The 18,634-nt window shown below is 68.1% G+C and carries 16 protein-coding genes; 13 read left to right on the forward strand and 3 right to left on the reverse strand.

Annotated features, from left to right (window positions below; genetic code table 11):
* Window positions 1-13: 13 nt before the first annotated feature.
* The 4 genes from metH (at window position 14) to AC07OX_RS23060 (ending at window position 6,044) form a co-directional block, all read left to right on the forward strand.
* A complete protein-coding gene (gene metH / locus AC07OX_RS23045; protein WP_495262023.1) occupies window positions 14-2,776 on the forward strand; it encodes a methionine synthase in 2,763 nt (920 codons plus the stop codon).
* A gap of 100 nt (window positions 2,777-2,876) precedes the next feature.
* Entirely contained in the window at window positions 2,877-4,634 is a 1,758-nt protein-coding gene (locus AC07OX_RS23050; protein ID WP_495262024.1) for an ArnT family glycosyltransferase, read from the forward strand.
* Window positions 4,631-5,620 (forward strand): glycosyltransferase family 2 protein, encoded by a 990-nt coding sequence (locus tag AC07OX_RS23055; RefSeq protein ID WP_159278914.1) that lies wholly within the window; start codon window positions 4,631-4,633, stop codon window positions 5,618-5,620. The genes AC07OX_RS23050 and AC07OX_RS23055 overlap by 4 nt, the downstream gene beginning before the upstream one ends.
* Before the next feature lie 10 nt (window positions 5,621-5,630).
* On the forward strand, window positions 5,631-6,044 hold the full coding sequence (locus AC07OX_RS23060) for a GtrA family protein (RefSeq protein ID WP_070063556.1): 414 nt from the start codon (window positions 5,631-5,633) through the stop codon (window positions 6,042-6,044).
* Between the two features lie 28 nt (window positions 6,045-6,072).
* On the opposite strand, the gene AC07OX_RS23065 is transcribed toward AC07OX_RS23060, so the two are convergent.
* The 3 genes from AC07OX_RS23065 to AC07OX_RS23075 are packed head-to-tail and all read right to left on the reverse strand — an operon-like array spanning window position 6,073 to window position 8,794.
* Complete coding sequence (locus tag AC07OX_RS23065; protein WP_265305518.1) at window positions 6,073-7,272, reverse strand: amidohydrolase family protein; 1,200 nt, start codon at window positions 7,270-7,272, stop codon at window positions 6,073-6,075.
* The gene (locus AC07OX_RS23070; RefSeq protein ID WP_070063554.1) at window positions 7,227-7,994 is read right to left on the reverse strand and encodes a TetR/AcrR family transcriptional regulator; all 768 of its coding nucleotides are present in this window, start codon (window positions 7,992-7,994) and stop codon (window positions 7,227-7,229) included. The genes AC07OX_RS23065 and AC07OX_RS23070 overlap by 46 nt, the downstream gene beginning before the upstream one ends.
* Window positions 7,995-8,020: 26 nt before the next feature.
* The gene (locus tag AC07OX_RS23075; RefSeq protein WP_062473986.1) at window positions 8,021-8,794 is read right to left on the reverse strand and encodes a ferredoxin--NADP reductase; all 774 of its coding nucleotides are present in this window, start codon (window positions 8,792-8,794) and stop codon (window positions 8,021-8,023) included.
* A gap of 319 nt (window positions 8,795-9,113) precedes the next feature.
* On the opposite strand from AC07OX_RS23075, the gene AC07OX_RS23080 reads away from it, so the two are divergent.
* From AC07OX_RS23080 to pncA, 9 genes are all read left to right on the forward strand, one after another.
* Complete coding sequence (locus AC07OX_RS23080) at window positions 9,114-10,733, forward strand: 6-hydroxynicotinate reductase (protein WP_495262025.1); 1,620 nt, start codon at window positions 9,114-9,116, stop codon at window positions 10,731-10,733.
* A 4-nt stretch (window positions 10,734-10,737) separates the two neighbouring features.
* A complete protein-coding gene (locus AC07OX_RS23085; RefSeq protein ID WP_495262026.1) occupies window positions 10,738-11,640 on the forward strand; it encodes a UPF0280 family protein in 903 nt (300 codons plus the stop codon).
* A 21-nt stretch (window positions 11,641-11,661) separates the two neighbouring features.
* The gene (locus AC07OX_RS23090; RefSeq protein WP_495262027.1) at window positions 11,662-12,303 is read left to right on the forward strand and encodes an amino acid synthesis family protein; all 642 of its coding nucleotides are present in this window, start codon (window positions 11,662-11,664) and stop codon (window positions 12,301-12,303) included.
* Window positions 12,304-12,344: 41 nt separating this feature from the next.
* Window positions 12,345-12,929, forward strand: coding sequence for an amino acid synthesis family protein (locus tag AC07OX_RS23095; RefSeq protein WP_159273450.1), 585 nt, complete (start codon window positions 12,345-12,347; stop codon window positions 12,927-12,929).
* 139 nt (window positions 12,930-13,068) lie between these two features.
* Window positions 13,069-14,274 (forward strand): ABC transporter substrate-binding protein, encoded by a 1,206-nt coding sequence (locus AC07OX_RS23100; RefSeq protein ID WP_062473975.1) that lies wholly within the window; start codon window positions 13,069-13,071, stop codon window positions 14,272-14,274.
* A gap of 81 nt (window positions 14,275-14,355) precedes the next feature.
* Window positions 14,356-16,284, forward strand: a complete 1,929-nt coding sequence (locus tag AC07OX_RS23105; protein ID WP_495262028.1) for an ABC transporter permease — start codon at window positions 14,356-14,358, stop codon at window positions 16,282-16,284.
* Complete coding sequence (locus AC07OX_RS23110) at window positions 16,281-17,072, forward strand: ABC transporter ATP-binding protein (protein WP_495262029.1); 792 nt, start codon at window positions 16,281-16,283, stop codon at window positions 17,070-17,072. The genes AC07OX_RS23105 and AC07OX_RS23110 overlap by 4 nt, the downstream gene beginning before the upstream one ends.
* Entirely contained in the window at window positions 17,069-17,803 is a 735-nt protein-coding gene (locus AC07OX_RS23115; protein WP_095949849.1) for an ABC transporter ATP-binding protein, read from the forward strand. The genes AC07OX_RS23110 and AC07OX_RS23115 overlap by 4 nt, the downstream gene beginning before the upstream one ends.
* Window positions 17,804-17,837: 34 nt before the next feature.
* Window positions 17,838-18,566: a bifunctional nicotinamidase/pyrazinamidase gene (gene pncA / locus AC07OX_RS23120; protein ID WP_495262030.1), complete on the forward strand. Its 729-nt coding sequence runs from the start codon at window positions 17,838-17,840 to the stop codon at window positions 18,564-18,566.
* Window positions 18,567-18,634 lie beyond the last annotated feature (68 nt).

The following is an 18,634-nucleotide window of genomic DNA, read 5'->3' on the forward strand; positions in this document are numbered from 1 at the left end:
CGCAGGTGAGGCCATGTCCCAGATTCCCGCATCCGTTTCCGCTCCCGTCGCTCCCCCTCCCATGAAGCTGTCCGGCCTCGAGCCGGTCGCCATCGGCGAGGGCACGCTGTTCGTCAACATCGGCGAGCGCACCAACGTCACCGGCTCCAAGGCCTTCGCGCGCATGATCCTCAACGGCCAGTTCGAGGACGCCCTGGCCGTCGCGCGCCAGCAGGTGGAGAACGGCGCGCAGGTGATCGACATCAACATGGACGAGGCCATGCTCGACAGCAAGGCCGCCATGGTGCGTTTCCTGAACCTCATCGCCAGCGAGCCCGACATTGCGCGCGTGCCGGTGATGGTCGACAGCTCCAAGTGGGAGGTCATCGAGGCCGGCCTGCGCTGCATCCAGGGCAAGGGCATCGTCAACTCGATCTCCATGAAGGAGGGCGTGGACAAGTTCAAGCACGAGGCCAAGCTGGTCAAGCGCTACGGCGCCGCCGCCGTGGTCATGGCCTTCGACGAGAAGGGCCAGGCCGACACCTACGCACGCAAGATCGAGATCTGCGAGCGCGCCTACCGCGTGCTGGTCGACGAGGTGGGTTTTCCGCCCGAAGACATCATCTTCGACCCGAACATCTTCGCCATTGCCACCGGCATCGAGGAGCACGACAACTACGCGGTCGACTTCATCAACGCCGTGCGCTGGATCAAGCAGAACCTGCCCGGCGCCAAGGTGTCGGGCGGCGTGAGCAACGTGAGCTTCAGCTTCCGCGGCAACGACCCGGTGCGCGAGGCCATCCACACCGTGTTCCTGTACCACGCCATCCAGGCGGGCATGGACATGGGCATCGTCAACGCCGGCATGGTCGGCGTGTACGACGACCTCGAACCCACGCTGCGCGAGCGCGTGGAAGACGTGGTGCTCAACCGCCGCCCCGACGCCGGCGAGCGCCTGGTCGAAGTGGCCGAGACCGCCAAGAGCGGCGCCAAGGACGACAGCAAGAAGCTCGAATGGCGCGGCACGCCCGAGCACCCGGTGCACGTCAACCAGCGCCTGTCGCACGCGATGGTGCACGGCATCACCGACTTCATCGTGGAAGACACCGAAGAGGCCTACCAGCAGATCCTCGCCAAGGGCGGGCGTCCGCTGCACGTGATCGAAGGCCCGCTCATGGACGGCATGAACATCGTGGGCGACCTGTTCGGCCAGGGCAAGATGTTCCTGCCGCAGGTGGTGAAGTCGGCGCGCGTGATGAAGTCGGCCGTGGCCCACCTCATCCCGTACATCGAGGAAGAAAAGCGCCAGGACGAGGCCGCGGGCCGCGACGTGCGCACCAAGGGCAAGATCATCATCGCCACCGTGAAGGGCGACGTGCACGACATCGGCAAGAACATCGTCACCGTCGTGCTCCAGTGCAACAACTTCGAAGTGGTGAACATGGGCGTGATGGTCCCGTGCCACGAAATTCTGGCGAAGGCGAAGGTCGAGGGCGCGGACATCGTGGGCCTGTCGGGCCTCATCACGCCCAGCCTCGAAGAGATGCAGTACGTGGCCGGCGAGATGCAGAAGGACGACCACTTCCGCATCAAGAAGATCCCGCTGCTCATCGGCGGCGCCACCACCAGCCGCGTGCACACGGCCGTGAAGATCGCGCCGCACTACGAAGGCCCCGTGGTCTACGTGCCCGACGCCTCGCGCAGCGTGAGCGTGGCGCAGAGCCTGCTCTCGGACCAGGCCACCGCGTACATCGACGAGATCAACGCCGACTACGAGAAGGTGCGCACGCAGCACGCCAACAAGAAGCAGGTGCCGATGTGGCCCCTGGCCAAGGCGCGCGCCAACAAGACACCGGTGGACTTCGCGAACTTCGTGCCCACGGTGCCCAAGTTCATCGGCCGGCGCGTGTTCAAGAACTTCGACCTCACCGAGCTGGCCAAGTACATCGACTGGGGCCCGTTCTTCCAGACCTGGGACCTGGCCGGCCCGTTCCCCGCCATCCTGAAGGACGAGATCGTCGGCACCGAGGCCGTGCGCGTGTACGCCGACGGCCAGCGCATGCTCAAGCGCCTCATCGAAGGGCGCTGGCTCAGCGCCAGCGGCGTGGTCGGCTTCTGGCCCGCCAACACCGTGAACGACGACGACATCGAGCTGTACACCGACGAGACGCGCAGCGAAGTCGCACTCACCTGGTACGGCATGCGCCAGCAGACCGAGAAGCAGATGATCGACGGCGTGATGCGCCCCAGCCGCTGCCTGGCCGACTTCGTCGCCCCGAAAGACAGCGGCGTGAAGGACTACGTCGGCGTGTTCGCCGTCACGGCCGGCCTGGGCGTCGAGAAGAAAGAGAAGTTCTTCATCGACGACCTCGACGACTACTCGGCCATCATGCTCAAGGCCCTGGCCGACCGGCTGGCCGAGGCTTTTGCCGAAGCCATGCACCACCGCGTGCGCACCGACCTGTGGGGCTACGCGCCCCACGAGGGCCTGAGCAACGACGACATGATTGCCGAGAAGTACCGCGGCATCCGCCCCGCGCCCGGCTACCCGGCCTGCCCCGACCACAGCGTGAAGGGCCCGATGTTCGACCTTCTGAACTGCGCGGACATTGGCATGACCCTGACGGAGAGCCTCGCTATGATGCCCGCCGCCAGCGTGAGCGGCTTCTACCTCGGGCACCCCGATGCGACGTACTTCAACGTCGGCAAGATCGGGCACGACCAGTTGCAGGACCAGGCCGCGCGGCGCCGCACGAGCGAATCGGAGCTCGAGCGCCTGCTGGCGCCGAACCTTTGAACCTGCCGGCCGGTCGGCGCGACCGGAGTGACCGGCCACGGGAGTTGATATTCAGAAGCTGATCTTTGCCGCCGCGCACTACGCCCAGTTCGCGATCTTCGTGATTGCCTGCTGGGGTGCCGGCCGCGCGGTGCTCGCGCGCCTGCGCCCGCCCTCGCGCCGCGACGCCTGGCTCGAGGCGGCCATGTCGGCCGCGCTCGGCGTCGGCCTTTACATCTGTGCCTTCCAGGCGCTGGCCATCTTCGGGCTCTTCCGCCGCGAGGCCACGCTCGGCCTGATCGGCGCAGGCGTCGCGGCCGCCGCGTGGCAGTGGCGCGGCTGGCGCGCCGAGGTGCGTGCGCTGCGCGCGGCCGCGCCCGCCACGCCGCCGTGGACCCGCTTCGAACGCATCGCCGCCATCGCGCTGGCGCTGGTCGCGCTGCCCGCGCTGGTGGCGCCGCTCGCGCCGCCGGCCGCCTTCGACGAGCTGATGTACCACCTGCCGTATGCACGCCTCGTGGCGCAGCAGGGCACGCTGGGCATCCACGACTGGCTGCGCTACCCCTGGTTCCCGTACAACTACAACCTGCTGTACGCCGCCGCGCTGCAGGTGGGCGACGACGTGCTGCCGCACTTCCTCAACGCCCTGGCGGGCGCGCTGTCGGTGCTGATGATCTTCCGCCTGGGCATCCTGCATGCCAACCGGCTCACCGCCTGCATCGGCGCGGCCATCTGGCTGGGCATGGGCGACTACGCCAACGCGCTGATCGACATGGGCGTCGCGCTGTTCGTGCTGTCGGCCTTCGTGGCGCTGTGGTGGTGGCGCGAGTCCGAACCGCTGCGCGACGGCACGCGCTGGCTCTGCCTGGCGGCGTTCTGCCTCGGCGTGGCGGCGGGCTCCAAGTACCAGGCGCTGATCTTCCTGCCGCTGGTGGCACTGTTCGTGGTGCGCCACGAGCGCCGCCTGCTGCAGGCCTGGGCGCCGGCGCTGCTGTGCTTCCTGATTCCGTGCATCTACTGGTACGCGCGCAACGCCATCATGACGGGCGACCCCTTCAACCCGATCGGCGCGCGCGTGTTCGGCTTCACCGAATGGGTGCCGGCCGACTACGTGCAACAGGTGGCCGACGTGCGCGACCACGCCGAGATGCCCAACGCGCTGATCTGGTCGGTGTTCCTCGCGCCCTTCAGCGTGTGGTGGAAGCGCTCCGCCGCCGTGCGCGCGGCGGGCTGGTTCTGCCTGTACTCGGTGGCCGTGTGGGTCGTGACCTCGCGCTACCCGCGCTATCTCATGGCCTCGTTCCCGCTGCTCGCGATGACGGCCGCCGTGGGCTGGCAGGTGCTGTTCGGCTGGATCGCGGCGGGCGTGCGCCGCCTGCGCGCAGCGCCCGCTGCAGTCGCTGCCGACGGCCCGCGCAGCGGCGCCGGCGTCGGCGACTGGGTCGTGGTGCTGCTGCTGGCTGTGCTGGCCGCCGTGTCGGTGGGCCAGACGGCCACCAAGGTGTCGATGATCTCGCTCACGCCCGAGGCGCGCGAGGCCTTCCTGCGCAAGCACGTGCCCGGCTACGGCGTGATGGACTACGTGCGCCGCAACGTGACCGGCCGCGTCTACCAGATCGCGCTGAACGAGGCGATCTACTACGGCCCCAACCCGATCTGGGGCGACACGCTGGGGCGCTGGCGCTACCGCGACTACCTGCTGATGTCGCCCGGCGACACGGCGCGCAAGCTGGCGGCCGAGGGCTTCACCACCGTCGTCATGTCGCCCGAGATGGTGAAAGTGCTCAGCGTGCGGCCCGGCTTCGACCAGTACTATGGCCTGCTGCACGACCAAGACGGCAGCCGCGCCTACCGACTCCTTCCGACGACCGCCCCATGACGACCGACCACCGACCCGCCCCCGTGTCCGCCATGCCGCGCATTGCCGCCGTCATTCCCTGCTTCAACGAGGCCCTGGCCATCACCCAGGTGATCGAGGGCTTTCGCGCGGCCTTGCCCGGTGCCGAGATCCACGTCTTCGACAACAACTCCACCGACGACACGGCCGCCGTGGCCCGCGCGGCCGGCGCGATCGTCACGCACGTGGCCGCGCGCGGCAAGGGCAACGTGGTGCGGCGCATGTTCGCCGACGTCGAGGCCGACATCTACGTGATGGTCGACGGCGACGCCACCTACGACACCACCGCCGCGCCGCGCCTCATCGCGCGGCTGGTCGAGGGCAACCTGGACATGGTGGTCGGCAGCCGCGTGGACGACGGCCAGGACGCGCTCACCTACCGTGCCGGCCACCGCTTCGGCAACTGGTTGCTCACGGGCACCGTGGCGCAGCTCTTCGGCGGCGGCCTCACCGACATGCTCTCGGGCTACCGCGTGTTCTCGCGCCGCTATGCCAAGTCGTTCCCGGCCCTGTCGCAGGGCTTCGAGATCGAGACCGAGCTGACCGTGCACGCGCTCGAGCTGCGCATGCCCTACGCCGAGGAAGCCACCGCCTACAGCACGCGCCCCGAAGGCTCGCACAGCAAGCTGTCGACCTACCGCGACGGCTGGCGCATCCTGAAGACCATCGGCAAGCTGTTCGTGAGCGAGCGGCCGCTGCAGTTCTTCTCGATCGTCGCGGCCGTGCTCGCGATCGCAGCGCTCGCGCTGGCCGTGCCGCTGTTCATGACCTACGCCCACACCGGCCTGGTGCCGCGGCTGCCCACGGCGGTGCTCGCCACCGGCGCGATGCTGGCGGCGCTGCTGTCCTTCGTCTGCGGCGTGGTGATGCACACCGTCACGCTCGGCCGGCAGGAGGCCAAGCGGCTGCGCTACCTGGCGCAGCCCTGTGTGCGCGAGAGCTTGCGCAAGAGCCTGCGCGCGCACTGACGGCGGCGCGATGAAGATCGGGCGCGAGTTCCTCTCGTTCGCCGTGGCCGGCGTGATCGGCTTCGTGGTGGACGTGACGGTGCTCTACCTGCTGGCACCGCTCTTGGGGTGGTACGGCGCGCGCGTCGTGTCGTTCCTGGCCGCCGCCACCACCACCTGGCTCTACAACCGCCGCTACACCTTCGCGGCGAGCGCGGCCGGCGCCGCCACGGGGCGTTCGGTCTGGCGCGAATACCTGGGCTACCTCACGACCATGCTGGCCGGCGCGGTGCTGAACTACGGCACCTACGTGCTCACGCTGCACTGGGTGGAAGGCCGCTGGGCCGCCGCGCTCGGCGTGGCGCTGGGCAGTATCGCGGGCCTGGGCGCCAACTTTCTCTCGGCGCGCTACCTGGTCTTCCGCTCGCACCGCAGCGGCGGCTGAGGCCGCCGCGGGGCGCGTGCACTCAGGTTCAGTGCCCGCCCGACACCACCACCGGGATCTCGGTGGCCGGCGGCGTGTTGCGGCTGCGGCCGCAGCGCACGAGACCGTCGATCATCACCATGCCCACGCCCGGGATGTCGCCCAGCTGCACGCTTTCGAGCAGGCCCGGTGCGGGCGAATGCTGGGCACGGTCCATGAACACGAAGTCGGCCGCGCGGCCCACCTCGATCAGGCCGCAGTTGAGCTTGCGGATCTTCGCCGTGTTGCCGGTCGCGAAGCAGAACACCAGCTCGGCCGGGATGTTCGCGATCGACGACAGCATCGCCACCATGCGCAGGATGCCCAGCGGCTGCACGCCCGAGCCCGCGGGCCCGTCGGTGCCCAGGATCACGCGGTGCGGGCACTTCAGTTCGAGCGCGGCCTTGGCCGCCGCGATGGCGACCTTCTCGTTGCCGTTGTGCACGATCTCGATGGCGCGCGTGCTCTTCTCGCACAGCTCGCACACGTGCGCCTCGGGCAGCGAGGTGTGGCCGCCGTTGATGTGGCCGATGATGTCGGCGTCGGCCTCGAGCACCACGTCCTTGTCGATCAGGCCCGAGCCCGGAATCGACGGGCCACCCGTGTGGATCGTGCTCTGGATGCCGTACTTGCGCGCCCAGGCGACCATCTCTTTCGCCTCGTAGCCGGCCTTCACCGAGCCCAGGCCCACTTCGCCCAAGAGGCCCACGCCGGCCTCGGCGAGTTCCTTGAAGTCGCTCTCGACCATGCCCTTTTCGATGACCGGCGCACCGGCCAGCACCTTCACGCCGCCGGGGCGGAAGTTGTCGAAGGCGCGCTGCGCGGTGATGGCCAGCGCCTTCAGGCCGACGATGTCTTTCGGTCGGCCGGGCAGGTGCACCTCGCCAGCGGAAATCATGGTGGTCACGCCGCCGTGCATGGTGGAGTCGATCCAGCCGATCTGGCCCTGGCGCGGCGTCCAGTCGCCGAACACCGGGTGCACGTGGCTGTCGATGAGGCCGGGTGCGACGCAGGTCTTGCGCGCATCGATGACGGTCTGCGCGCCTTCGAGGTCGCAGTCTTTCTCCTTGCCGACCGCCACGATCAGGCCGTCGTTCACCACCAGGGTGTCGGCGTCGAGGATGGGCTTGTCGATGTCGCCCGAGAGCAGCAGCCCGATGTTCTTTATGACGACCTTGCCCGACTTTGCGCCGGCTGCGATTTCTGCCATTTCGTTGTGTCCTCGTCGTGGGGTGGGGAAGGGGTGCGGTTGTCCGATACCTCGTCCGCGCGCACGGTGCGCAGCAGGGTCTCGATCACGAAATCTTCCCAGTGCGCGACGGCTTCCGGCGACTCCAGCGGCTCGCCGAGGAAGGCCGTGAGCGTGTGCCGGTTCGAGGTGTAGAAATAGCCGGTGGACGCGATCAGCAGGTAGATGTCGCGCGCCACGAGGTCGGTGCGGAACAGGCCCTGGGCCGCGCCGCTGGCAAGGATTTCCGAAATGATGGCCACCGCCCGCGACGAGTACTCGCGCGCCCGCAGCGACTTCGAGATGTGCCGGCCCTTGTGCAGGTTCTCGGTGTTCAGCAGGGTGACGAACTCGGGGTTCTTGCGGTAGTAGCCGAGCACGAAGCGGATGACTTCGGTGAGCGCTTCCACGGGGCGCGAGGCGTCGAGCGCAATGGCGGCCTCGGCGTCGTCCATGCGCTGGTAGATGCCTTCGAGCACCGCGATGAACAGGCCCTCTTTGCTGCCGAAGTAGTAGTAGATCATCCGGTCGTACGACTTGGCGGCCTTGGAGATCTTCTCCACGCTGCCGCCGTCGTAGCCGTACTTGGCGAACACCTTGGTCGCCGCCTTGAGGATGCTGTCGCGCGTGGCCTGGGCCGCAGCCTCGCGCACGCCGGTGCGGCGCTGGGGCTTGGGCTTGCTGACGGAGCGGGAGTCGGCCATCGTGCGCGCAGCGCCTCTTCTATTGCTTACTTCTCGGCGAAAGCGCGTTCGACCACGAAGTCGCCCGGCGTCGAGGTGTTGCCTTCCTTGAAGCCGCGCTTTTCCAGGATGTGCTTCAGGTCGACCAGCAGGCCGGGGCTGCCGCACAGCATCACGCGGTCTTCCTCGACGTTCAGCGGGGGCAGGCCCAGGTCGTCGGTGAGCTTGTTGCTCTCGATCAGGTCGGTGACGCGGCCCTGGTTGCGGAACTCCTCGCGCGTGACCGTGGGGTAGTACAGCAGCTGCTTGGCGATCATCTCGCCCAGGATCTCGTGCTTGGGCAGGTGGTCGGTCACGAGGTCGTGGTAGGCCAGCTCGTCGACCTGGCGCACGCCGTGCACCAGGATGACCTGCTCGAACTTCTCATAGGTGTCGGGGTCGCGGATGATGCTCATGAACGGCGCCAGGCCGGTGCCCGTGCCGAACAGGTACAGGCGCTTGGCCGGCAGCGTGTAGTCGATGAGCAGCGTGCCGGTGGGCTTGCGGCCCACGATCACGGTGTCGCCCACCTGGATGTGCTGCAGCTTCGAGGTGAGCGGGCCGTCTTCCACCTTGATGCTCAGGAACTCCAGGTGCTCCTCGTAGTTGGGGCTCACGATGCTGTAGGCGCGCAGCAGGGGCTTGTTGTTGACCTTCAGGCCGATCATCGTGAAATGACCGTTCGAGAAGCGCAGCGCCGGGTCGCGCGTGGTGGTGAAGGTGAACAGGCGGTCGGTCCAGTGGTGGACGCTCAGGACGCGTTCTTCGCTGAATGCACTCATACAGAACTCAAGTGTTGGTTGAAGACAGAAAAGGGTGGCTGAGCCGAAATGCACGCCTTTGGGGCGTCCGCCATCGGCCGGCTAGCAACCCTCCATTGTCGTTGGTCGGAAAAACCCCGATGAACACCGCGAGAAAACACCATTGCAAGCATCGGGCCTGTTTGCTACATTGACCTTTGATGTAGTGAACGCAACATGAAAGTGTAGGGGATGCTACACAAACGAAAGCCGCCGCACAAGCACCTGCACGGCACGTTTGTTGCAAACCTCCGGGGCCTGAAGACCCGCTCCGACAGCACCACACCACGAGATCGCCCCGATGACTGAACACACCAAGACAGACGGACTGCCCGGCATCGACATGCCCCTGGTCGCGCAGGCCGGCGGCGCCGCCTTCGGCAAGGCGCCGCCGCGCAACGAGAAGATGAGCACCGCCAAGGTCGAGTGCAACGCCTGCCCGGTGCTGTGCCAGATCTCCGACGGCCGCACCGGTGCCTGCGACCGCTACGCCAACCGCCAGGGCGTGCTGGTGCGCGTCGACCCGGTGGTGCTGCTGCGCCGCACGCTTGCCAGCGAGCAGCCGGCGCTCGTGCCCTTCGACCGGCCCGGCGCCGATGCGGCCGAGGCCGATGCCACGCCCGACTGGAACGGCGACCTGCTGCACGCCGACGAGGTCTTCGTCACCGGCGTGGGCTCGTCCACCACGTATCCCGACTACAAGCCCGCGCCCTTCATCGTGGCTTCCAAAGCCCAGGGCGTCGACATGGTCACCGTCGTCACCGAAGGCATCTTCAGCTACTGCAGCTTCAAGGTGAAGATCGACACCGACCGCTTCCTGGGCGCCGAGCAGGCCAACGTGCGCTACAAGGGCGAGGTCGTGGGCCATGTCACCACGGCCGAGTACGGCTCGCAGATGCTGTCGCTGGGCGGCGTGCACCACCTCACCGGCGGCAGCAAGAAGGAAGGCCGCATGACGGCCGAGCTCATGCAGCTCTTGGGCAACAAGCAGGCGGTCGAATGCACCATCGACGGCGGCGCCAGCCTCGTCATCCAGGCCGGCAAGGCGCCCATCGTCAACGGCGTGGAAGAACAGCGCATGCGCGTGGGCTGCGGCTCGGCCGCCGTGGGCATCTTCGCGCGCCAGTTCGCCAGCGTGGCCGACGAGGTGGTGGTGGTCGACGACCACATCACCGGCGTGCTCACCGAACACCAGGCCGGCCGCTGCCTCGACATGACGCCCTCGGGCATCCAGATGCTGGGGCGCAAGTCGACGCCGGGGCGCTACTTCCAGGTCGCGAACCCCGGCAACGGCTGGGGCGGCACCGACATCGCCGACCCGCTGGCGATCATCGAAGGCTGGGAGGAGGGCGTGGCCCGCCCCGGCCTGCGCCTGCTCATGACCTCCACCACCGGCGAGCACGCGCAGTGGTACGTGCTCGACGAGGCACTGAAGCCCGTCGAGCAGCCCATGCCGCCCGAGGTGCGCCGCATCGTCGACCGCATCGGCGAGAACTGCGAGCCCTCGCTGTGCACCGTGCTGTTCCTCGGCGGCGCCGGCGGCAGCCTGCGCGCGGGCGTCACCGAGAACCCGGTGCTGCTCACGCGCGCCATCAAGCGCGCGCTGGTCAACGTCACCTGCGGCGGCGCGCCGGCCTATGTGTGGCCCGGCGGCGGCATCACCGTGATGGCCGACGTCATGCGCATGCCCGACAACAGCTTCGGCACCGTGCCCACGCCGGCCATCGTCGCGCCCATCGAATTCAGCATGCGGCGCGACGACTACGAGGTGCTCGGCGGGCACGTCGAACACATCTTCCCGCTCGAGCAGGCGCTTGCGCGCGGCGCGTGGCAGGAAGACGGCGCCCCGCTGGCGCGCCAATGGCTCGTCATCGACGATGCCAACCCGTGGCCCCTGGGCCATGCCCCCATGCTGGGCTGAAACCATGTCCGCCCAACGCACGGCGCTCGACGCGGGCCGCTGGCATTTCAACCATGGCCCGATCGACATCGTGGCCGAAGCGCACGGCGACCCGTACGCCGTCGCCGCCGCGCACGACGCGGCCTGGGCGCGCTTCGGCCATGTGCTCGACGAACTCGTGCGCGAGCTGCCGCAGCTGCGCCTGCCCGTGGCCGCACGCCAGCGCCCGCGCGGCGTGGTGGCGCGGCGCATGTGGGACGCCTGCGATGCGTTTTCGCCGCTGTTTCTCACGCCCATGGCGGCCGTGGCCGGCAGCGTGGCGCAGGAACTCATCGCCTTCTACGACCGGCCCGGCATCGAGCGCGCCTGGGTCAACAACGGCGGCGACATCGCGCTGCACCTCGCGCCCGGCCACACGGCGCGCGTGGGCCTGTTCGCCGACCTCGCGCGCTTCGACTGGCGCGACAGCGGCATGCTGACCACCGACGGCCAGTTCGAGCTGCACGCCGACCAGCCCGTGCGCGGCGTCGCCACCAGCGGCTGGCGCGGGCGCAGTTTCTCGCTGGGCATCGCCGACAGCGTGACGGTGTTGGCCGCCACCGCGGCGCAGGCCGACGCCGCCGCCACCGTGATCGCCAACGCCGTCGACGTGGCCGACGCCGCCATCCAGCGCCTGCCCGCCAGCGCCTGCAAGGACGACAGCGACCTCGGCGACACCCTCGTCACCGTCGACGTGCCGCCGCTGGCGCCCGCGCAGGTGCACCATGCACTCGATGCGGGCGCGGCGTGCGCCCGCGCGCTGCAGAAAAGGGGGCTCGTGTGGGCCGTTCTGCTCGTTTGCCAGGGGCAGTGGCGGCGGGTGGAACCCTTATGCTCGAAGTCGCTGGACATCGCGCTGCCCGAAGCAGTTGGTTCAGTATTTGCTTAACGAAAAGCAAGGTTCTTTTTCATGATCGAAATCCGTCGCGTCTTCACCCATGTCGAGCACATCCACCACGAGTTCGGACCGCGTGCCGACACCCCGCTGGTGCGCGGTGCCATCGGCGCGGTGCTGACCAATCCTTTCGCGGGCCGCTACGAGCCCGACATCCTGCCGATGATGGCGCTGCTCGACCCCGTGGGCGTCGACATGGCGCACCAGCTGCACGCCGCCATGGACGTGCCGCTGGAGCAGATGGCCACCTACGGCAAGGGCGCCATCGTCGGCGCCGACGGCGAGCTGGAGCACGGCGCGCTGTGGCATGTGCCCGGCGGCTACGCGATGCGCGAGCTGCTCGGCTGGAAGGGCAGCCGCGCCGCCTACACCGCGGGCAAGGCCGAAGAGAAAACCGGCCAGCCCGGCAACGCGCTGTCGATCGTGCCCTCGACCAAGAAGGTCGGGCCGCCCGGCGCCGCGCTCGACGTGCCGCTCACCAACATCAACGCCAGCTACGTGCGCGGCCAGTTCGACGCCATCGAGGTGCGCGTGCCCGGCGCGCCGATGGCCGACGAGATCGTCTTCATCCTCGCGATGAGCACCGGCTACCGCGTGCATGCGCGCGTCGGCGGCCTGCTCGCCAAGGACATCAGCAAGTGGGACGGCCTGCGCTGACCGCACAAGACAAGAGACAAGACAACAAGGAACACACAGACATGACCGCCAACATCCGCAAGCTCGTCATTCAAGTGGACGAAACCCGCAAGGAAATGGGCCAGGACGTGACGCCGCCCACGCGCCGCGCCGTCGCCATCGCCGTCATCGAGAACCCCTACGCCGGCCGCTACAGCGAGAACCTCGACGAACTCATCGCCATCGGTGAAGAGCTCGGCGCGCTGCTGGGCCAGAAGGCCGTGAAGGCGCTGGGCATCGAGCCCGGCCAGGCGCAGAGCTACGGCAAGGCCGCCATCGTCGGCGAGCGCGGCGAGCTGGAGCATGCCGCCGCGATCCTGCATCCCAAGCTGGGCGCGCCGCTGCGCGTGGCGGTCGAGAAGGGCGCCGCGCTCGTGCCCTCGGCCAAGAAGCAGGGCACGCTGGGCACCGCCATCGACGTGCCGCTGGGCCACAAGGACGCCGCCTTCGTGCGCAGCCACTTCGACGCCGTCGAAGCCCGCGTGGCTGATGCGCCCCGCGCCAACGAGATCGTCGTGGCCGTGGCCGTCACCGACAGCGGCCGTCCGCTGCCGCGCGTCGGCGGCCTGCAGGTCAGTGAAATCAAGGGCGAAGACGGTCTGAGATGAGTACTCCCCCAGTCTTCGCGCACTTCGTGTCGCTACGCCAACCCCCTCACCGGGGGCAACACCAGCGGCCCGGCAAAGCCGGTTCCGCGGTGTTCCCCGTAAAGACCTCGTTTTTCTTGTCCCTTCCAGGAGCTTCCCGATGAATCCATTGCGCCTTGCCTTCTGCGCCGCTTCCGTCGTCACGCTGGCCACCGCCCTCGTCCCCGCGCATGCGCAGGGCGTGATCAAGATCGGCGAAATCAACAGCTACAAGGCGCAGCCCGCCTTCCTCGAGCCCTACAAGAAGGGCATGGAGCTGGCGGTCGACGAGATCAACGCCAAGGGCGGCGTCAACGGCAAGAAGCTGGAGCTCATCAGCCGCGACGACAACGCCAACCCCGGCGACGCCGTGCGCGTGGCCGAAGAACTCATCTCGCGCGAGAAGGTCGACGTGCTGGCCGGCGCCTTCCTGTCGAACACCGGCCTGGCGCTGACCGACTTCGCCAAGCAGAAGAAATTCTTCTACCTCGCCGCCGAGCCGCTCACCGACAAGATCGTCTGGAGCAACGGCAACAAGTACACCTACCGCCTGCGCCCCTCGACCTACATGCAGGTCGCGATGCTGGTGCCCGAGGCCGCCAAGCTCAAGAAGAAGCGCTGGGCCATCGTGTACCCCAACTACGAATACGGCCAGTCGTCGGTCGCCACCTTCAAGACGCTGCTCAAGGCGATCCAGCCCGACGTCGAGTTCGTCGCCGAGCAGGCGCCGCCGCTGGGCAAGGTCGATGCGGGCAGCGTGGTGCAGGCCCTGGCCGACGCCAAGCCCGACGCCATCTTCAACGTGTTGTTCGGCGCCGACCTGTCCAAGTTCGTGCGCGAAGGCAACACGCGCGGCCTGTTCAAGGACCGCGAGGTCGTGAGCGTGCTGACCGGCGAGCCCGAGTACCTCGACCCGCTGAAGGACGAGGCGCCCAACGGCTGGGTCGTCACCGGCTACCCCTGGTACGGCGTGAAGACCGCCGAGCACAAGGCCTTCAACGACGCCTACCAGGCCAAGTTCAAGGACTACCCCCGCCTGGGTTCGGTGGTGGGCTACAGCGCCATCTACTCGATCGCCGCCGGCGTGAAGAAGGCCGGCAGCACCGACACCGAGAAGCTCGTGGCCGCCTTCAAGGGCCTGCAGGTCGACACGCCCTTCGGCAAGATCAGCTACCGCGCGCAGGACAACCAGTCCACCATGGGCGCGTACGTCGGCAAGACCAAGAACGACGGCGGCAAGGGCGTGATGGTCGACTACGTGTACCTCGACGGTGCCAAGTTCCAGCCGACGGACGACGAAGTGAAGAAGATGCGCCCCGCGGACTGACCACGCGCGGCTCCTGCAACGCGCCTGCTGTCGGTCGATGACGACGGGGGCGCGGTGTCTCCAGTTTCCTCAGGGTCTTTCATGAGCTTTTCAGGCTTCGTTGTTCAGTTGCTCAACGGGTTGGCCGGCGCGTCTTCGCTGTTTCTGGTGGCGGCCGGCCTCTCGTTGATCTTCGGCGTGACGCGCATCGTCAACTTCGCCCATGGATCTTTTTTCATGGTGGGCATCTACACCGCGTACACGCTGGTCGAGAAGCTCGGCCCGAGCGTGGGCTTCTGGCCGGCGCTGTTGATCGCCGCGCTCGCGGTGGGCGTGCTGGGCGCGCTCATCGAGGTGCTGCTGCTGCGCCGGATCTACAAGGCGCCCGAGCTGTTCCAGCTCCTGGCCACCTTCGCGCTGGTGCTGGTCATCAAGGACGCGGTGCTGTGGCTCTGGGGCCCTGACGAACTGCTCGGCCCGCGCGCGCCGGGCCTGAAGGGCTCGGTCGAAATCCTCGGGCGCCAGTTTCCTTCCTACGACCTGTTCCTGATCGTCGTCGGCCCGCTGGTGCTCGGCCTCGTGTGGCTGCTGCTCACGCGCACGCGCTTCGGCACGCTGGTGCGCGCCGCCACGCAAGACCGCGAGATGGTCAGCGCGCTCGGCGTCAACCAGGCCTGGCTCTTCACCGCCGTGTTCGCGCTCGGCGCACTGCTCGCGGGCCTGGGCGGCGCGCTGCAGCTGCCGCGTGAACCCGCCACGCTCGAGATGGACCTGAACACCATCGGCGCCGCCTTCGTCGTCGTCGTGGTCGGCGGCATGGGCTCGCTGCCCGGCGCCTACGTGGCCGCGCTGCTCATCGCCGAGATCAAGGCCGTGTGCATCTGGCTGGGCGTGGTGCAGATCTTCGGCATCGACGTGTCGTTCTCCAAGCTCACGCTGATGGTCGACTTCCTCGTGATGGCCATCGTGCTGGTGTGGCGCCCCTGGGGCCTGTTCGGCCGGCCGCAGGCGCCGAGCCGCTACGTGGGCATGCAGGAAGAACCGCTGCGCCGCCCGAGCACCGCCTACATCGTGGCCGCCGCCGGGCTCGCGCTGGTGCTGGCCGCGCTGCCGCTGCTGACGGCCGGCTCGCCCTACACCACGGTGCTGATGATCGACCTGTTGATCGCCGCGCTGTTCGCCACCAGCCTGCACTTCATCATGGGGCCGGCCGGCATGCACTCCTTCGGCCACGCCGCCTACTTCGGCCTCGGAGCCTACGGCGCGGCGCTGCTGGTGCGCGCGCTGCACCTGCCGATGGAGCTGGCGCTGGTGGTCGCGCCGCTGGTGGCGGCGCTCGGCGCCTTCGTCTACGGCTGGTTCGCCGTGCGCCTGTCGGGCGTGTACCTGGCGATGCTCACGCTGGCCTTTGCGCAGATCACCTGGGCCGTCACCTACCAGTGGGACAGCTTCACGGGCGGCAGCAACGGCCTGACCGGCGTGTGGCCTTCGGAGTGGCTGTCGAACAAGCAGGTGTACTACTGGCTCACGCTGGTGCTCGTGGGCGCGGGCGTGTGGTGGCTGCGCCGCGTGCTGTTCTCGCCCTTCGGCTATGCGCTGCGCGCGGGCCGCGACTCGGTGCTGCGCGCCGACGCCATCGGCATCGACGTCAAGCGCATGCAGTGGGCGGCCTTCGTCATCGCCGGCACCGTGGCGGGCCTGGCCGGTGCGCTCTATGCGTTCTCGAAAGGCAGCATCTCGCCCGAGAGCCTGTCGGTCGGCAAGTCGGTCGACGGCCTCGTGATGGTGCTGCTGGGCGGCATCCAGACCCTGGCGGGGCCGGTGGTCGGCGCCGTCACCTTCACCTGGCTGCACGACACCGTGGCGCGCAACACCGACTACTGGCGCGCGATGCTCGGCGCCATCATCCTGATCCTGGTGCTGCTGTTCCCGCAGGGCATTGCAGGCTCGATCAAGCAGCTCGTCGATCGCTGGCGCGCACCGAAGCATGAAGCAGACGCAGACGCCAAGCTCAAGGAGGTGAAGGCATGAGCCTCCTCAAAGTAGAAAACCTCGGCAAATCGTTCGGCGGCGTGAAGGCCGTGGACGGCATCAGCTTCGAGCTGCCGCCCGGCGAGCTGCTGGCGCTCATCGGCCCCAACGGCGCCGGCAAGTCGACCACCTTCAACATGGTGAACGGTCAGCTCAAGGCCGACCAGGGCTCGATCACGCTCGACGGCCACGAACTGGTGGGCCGCAAGCCGCGCGAGATCTGGCGCAAGGGCGTGGGCCGCACCTTCCAGATCGCCGAAACTTTTGCCTCGCTCACCGTGGTCGAGAACGTGCAGATGGCCTTGCTCTCGCACGACCACAAGCTGTTCTCGATGTGGCGCCGCGCGGCCGACCACAAGCGCGACGAGGCGCTCGCATTGCTCGACCAGGTCGGCATGAAGTCGCAGGCCGACCGGCCCTGCAGCGTGCTGGCCTACGGCGACGTGAAGCGCGTCGAACTCGCCATTGCCATGGCCAACTCGCCCAAGCTGCTGCTCATGGACGAGCCCACCGCCGGCATGGCGCCCCAGGAGCGCAACTCGCTCATGGCGCTGACCAAGGACCTCGTCATCCAGCGCGGCATGGCCGTGCTCTTCACCGAGCACAGCATGGACGTGGTGTTCGCGTACGCCGACCGCATGATCGTGCTGGCGCGCGGGCGCCTCATCGCGCAGGGCAAGCCGCTCGAGATCCGCGACCACCCGAAGGTGCAGGAGGTGTACTTCGGCAGCGGCAAGACCTTCGAGAAGATTGCAGAGAAAGCCGCAGCGCTTGGAGTCACCGCATGAGCACGCACGAACCTCTTCTGGAAGCCAAGTCGCTGTGCGCCTGGTACGGCGCCGCGCAGATTCTTTACGACGTCGACCTCGAAGTGCGGCGCGGCGAAGTCGTCGCACTCATGGGCCGCAACGGCGCCGGCAAGTCGACCACGCTCAAGACGCTCATCGGCATGCTCACCAAGCGCCGCGGCGCCGTGCGCTTCCTGGGCCACGACATTTCGAAAAGCGAGCCGCACCACGCGGCGCGCCTGGGCCTGGGCTTCGTGCCTGAAGACCGGCGCGTGTTCACCGACCTCACGGTGATGGAGAACCTCGAGGTCGGCAAGCAGCCCGCGCGCCAGTGGGCCGATGGCACGGCCGCGCCGCTGTGGACGCCCGAGCGCCTGTTCCAGCTGTTCCCCAACCTCGGCGAAATGCCCAACCGCCCCGGTGGCCGCATGAGCGGCGGCGAGCAGCAGATGCTCACCGTGGCGCGCACGCTGATGGGCAACCCCTATCTCGTGCTGCTCGACGAACCCTCCGAGGGCGTGGCCCCCGTCATCGTCGAGCAGATGGCCAACATGATCCTCGAGCTCAAGGCGCAGGGCGTGAGCATCCTGCTGTCGGAGCAGAACATGCACTTCGCCGAGCTGGTCTCCGACCGCGCCTATGTGCTCGAGAAGGGGCAGATCCGCTATCACGCCACGATGGCCGAACTGGCCGCGAACGAAGAAGTGCGCAGGGCCTACCTCAGCGTCTGACCGTTTCCTTTCCTCAACCACCGGAGTCCACACCATGCATCGCAGAACCGTCTTGAAGTCCGCCGCTGCCCTGGGGCTCGCCGGCAGCCTCGGCAGTTTCGGCCTCTCGTCCGCTTTCGCGGCCGGCAAGATCAAGCCCGGCGGCAAGGCCGCGCTGATCGTGGTCGACGTGCAGAACTGCTTCCTCGACGGCGGCACGCTCGCGGTGAAGGGCGGCAACGAAGTGATCCCGGTCATCAACGCGCTGGCACCCGCGTTCCAGAACATCGTCGTCACGCAGGACTGGCACACGGCGGGCCATGCCTCGTTCGCCAGCACCTACAGCGGCAAGAAGCCCTTCGAGACCACGAAGCTCAACTACGGCACACAGGTGCTGTGGCCCGACCATTGCGTGCAGGGCACTGAAGACGCCGCGCTCGGCAAGGAGCTGAAGGTGCCGACCGCGCAGCTCATCATCCGCAAGGGCTTCCACAAGGACATGGACAGCTACTCCGCCTTCGAGGAGGCCGACCACAAGACGGCCACCGGCCTGGCCGGCTACCTCAAGGCGCGCGGCATCAAGACGGTGTTCGTTACCGGCCTGGCCACCGACTTTTGCGTGGCCTGGACCGCGATGGACGCGCGCAAGGCCGGCTTCGAGGCCTACGTGATCGAAGACGCCACGCGCGGCATCGACCTCAACGGTTCGCTGGCCGCCGCCTGGAAGCAGATGACGGCCAAGGGCGTCAAGCGCATCCAGTCCGGCGACATCCAGGCCGGCTGACGACGACGAAGTCCGCGGCGCCGCCGCGGCAACACCCCTCCGACGACAACAACAAAGAGACAGACGAC

The organism is Variovorax sp. GW821-FHT09D07 (assembly GCF_059416345.1).

What these genes read in the sequence shown, in the direction of transcription:
- metH (WP_495262023.1), top strand. Translation starts at nt 14, where the DNA reads ATGTCCCAGATTCCCGCATCCGTTTCCGCTCCCGTCGCTCCCCCTCCC.
- AC07OX_RS23055 (WP_159278914.1), top strand. Translation starts at nt 4,631, where the DNA reads ATGACGACCGACCACCGACCCGCCCCCGTGTCCGCCATGCCGCGCATT.
- AC07OX_RS23060 (WP_070063556.1), top strand. Translation starts at nt 5,631, where the DNA reads ATGAAGATCGGGCGCGAGTTCCTCTCGTTCGCCGTGGCCGGCGTGATC.
- AC07OX_RS23065 (WP_265305518.1), bottom strand. Translation starts at nt 7,272, where the DNA reads ATGGCAGAAATCGCAGCCGGCGCAAAGTCGGGCAAGGTCGTCATAAAG.
- AC07OX_RS23070 (WP_070063554.1), bottom strand. Translation starts at nt 7,994, where the DNA reads ATGGCCGACTCCCGCTCCGTCAGCAAGCCCAAGCCCCAGCGCCGCACC.
- AC07OX_RS23075 (WP_062473986.1), bottom strand. Translation starts at nt 8,794, where the DNA reads ATGAGTGCATTCAGCGAAGAACGCGTCCTGAGCGTCCACCACTGGACC.
- AC07OX_RS23080 (WP_495262025.1), top strand. Translation starts at nt 9,114, where the DNA reads ATGACTGAACACACCAAGACAGACGGACTGCCCGGCATCGACATGCCC.
- AC07OX_RS23085 (WP_495262026.1), top strand. Translation starts at nt 10,738, where the DNA reads ATGTCCGCCCAACGCACGGCGCTCGACGCGGGCCGCTGGCATTTCAAC.
- AC07OX_RS23090 (WP_495262027.1), top strand. Translation starts at nt 11,662, where the DNA reads ATGATCGAAATCCGTCGCGTCTTCACCCATGTCGAGCACATCCACCAC.
- AC07OX_RS23095 (WP_159273450.1), top strand. Translation starts at nt 12,345, where the DNA reads ATGACCGCCAACATCCGCAAGCTCGTCATTCAAGTGGACGAAACCCGC.
- AC07OX_RS23100 (WP_062473975.1), top strand. Translation starts at nt 13,069, where the DNA reads ATGAATCCATTGCGCCTTGCCTTCTGCGCCGCTTCCGTCGTCACGCTG.
- AC07OX_RS23105 (WP_495262028.1), top strand. Translation starts at nt 14,356, where the DNA reads ATGAGCTTTTCAGGCTTCGTTGTTCAGTTGCTCAACGGGTTGGCCGGC.
- AC07OX_RS23110 (WP_495262029.1), top strand. Translation starts at nt 16,281, where the DNA reads ATGAGCCTCCTCAAAGTAGAAAACCTCGGCAAATCGTTCGGCGGCGTG.
- AC07OX_RS23115 (WP_095949849.1), top strand. Translation starts at nt 17,069, where the DNA reads ATGAGCACGCACGAACCTCTTCTGGAAGCCAAGTCGCTGTGCGCCTGG.
- pncA (WP_495262030.1), top strand. Translation starts at nt 17,838, where the DNA reads ATGCATCGCAGAACCGTCTTGAAGTCCGCCGCTGCCCTGGGGCTCGCC.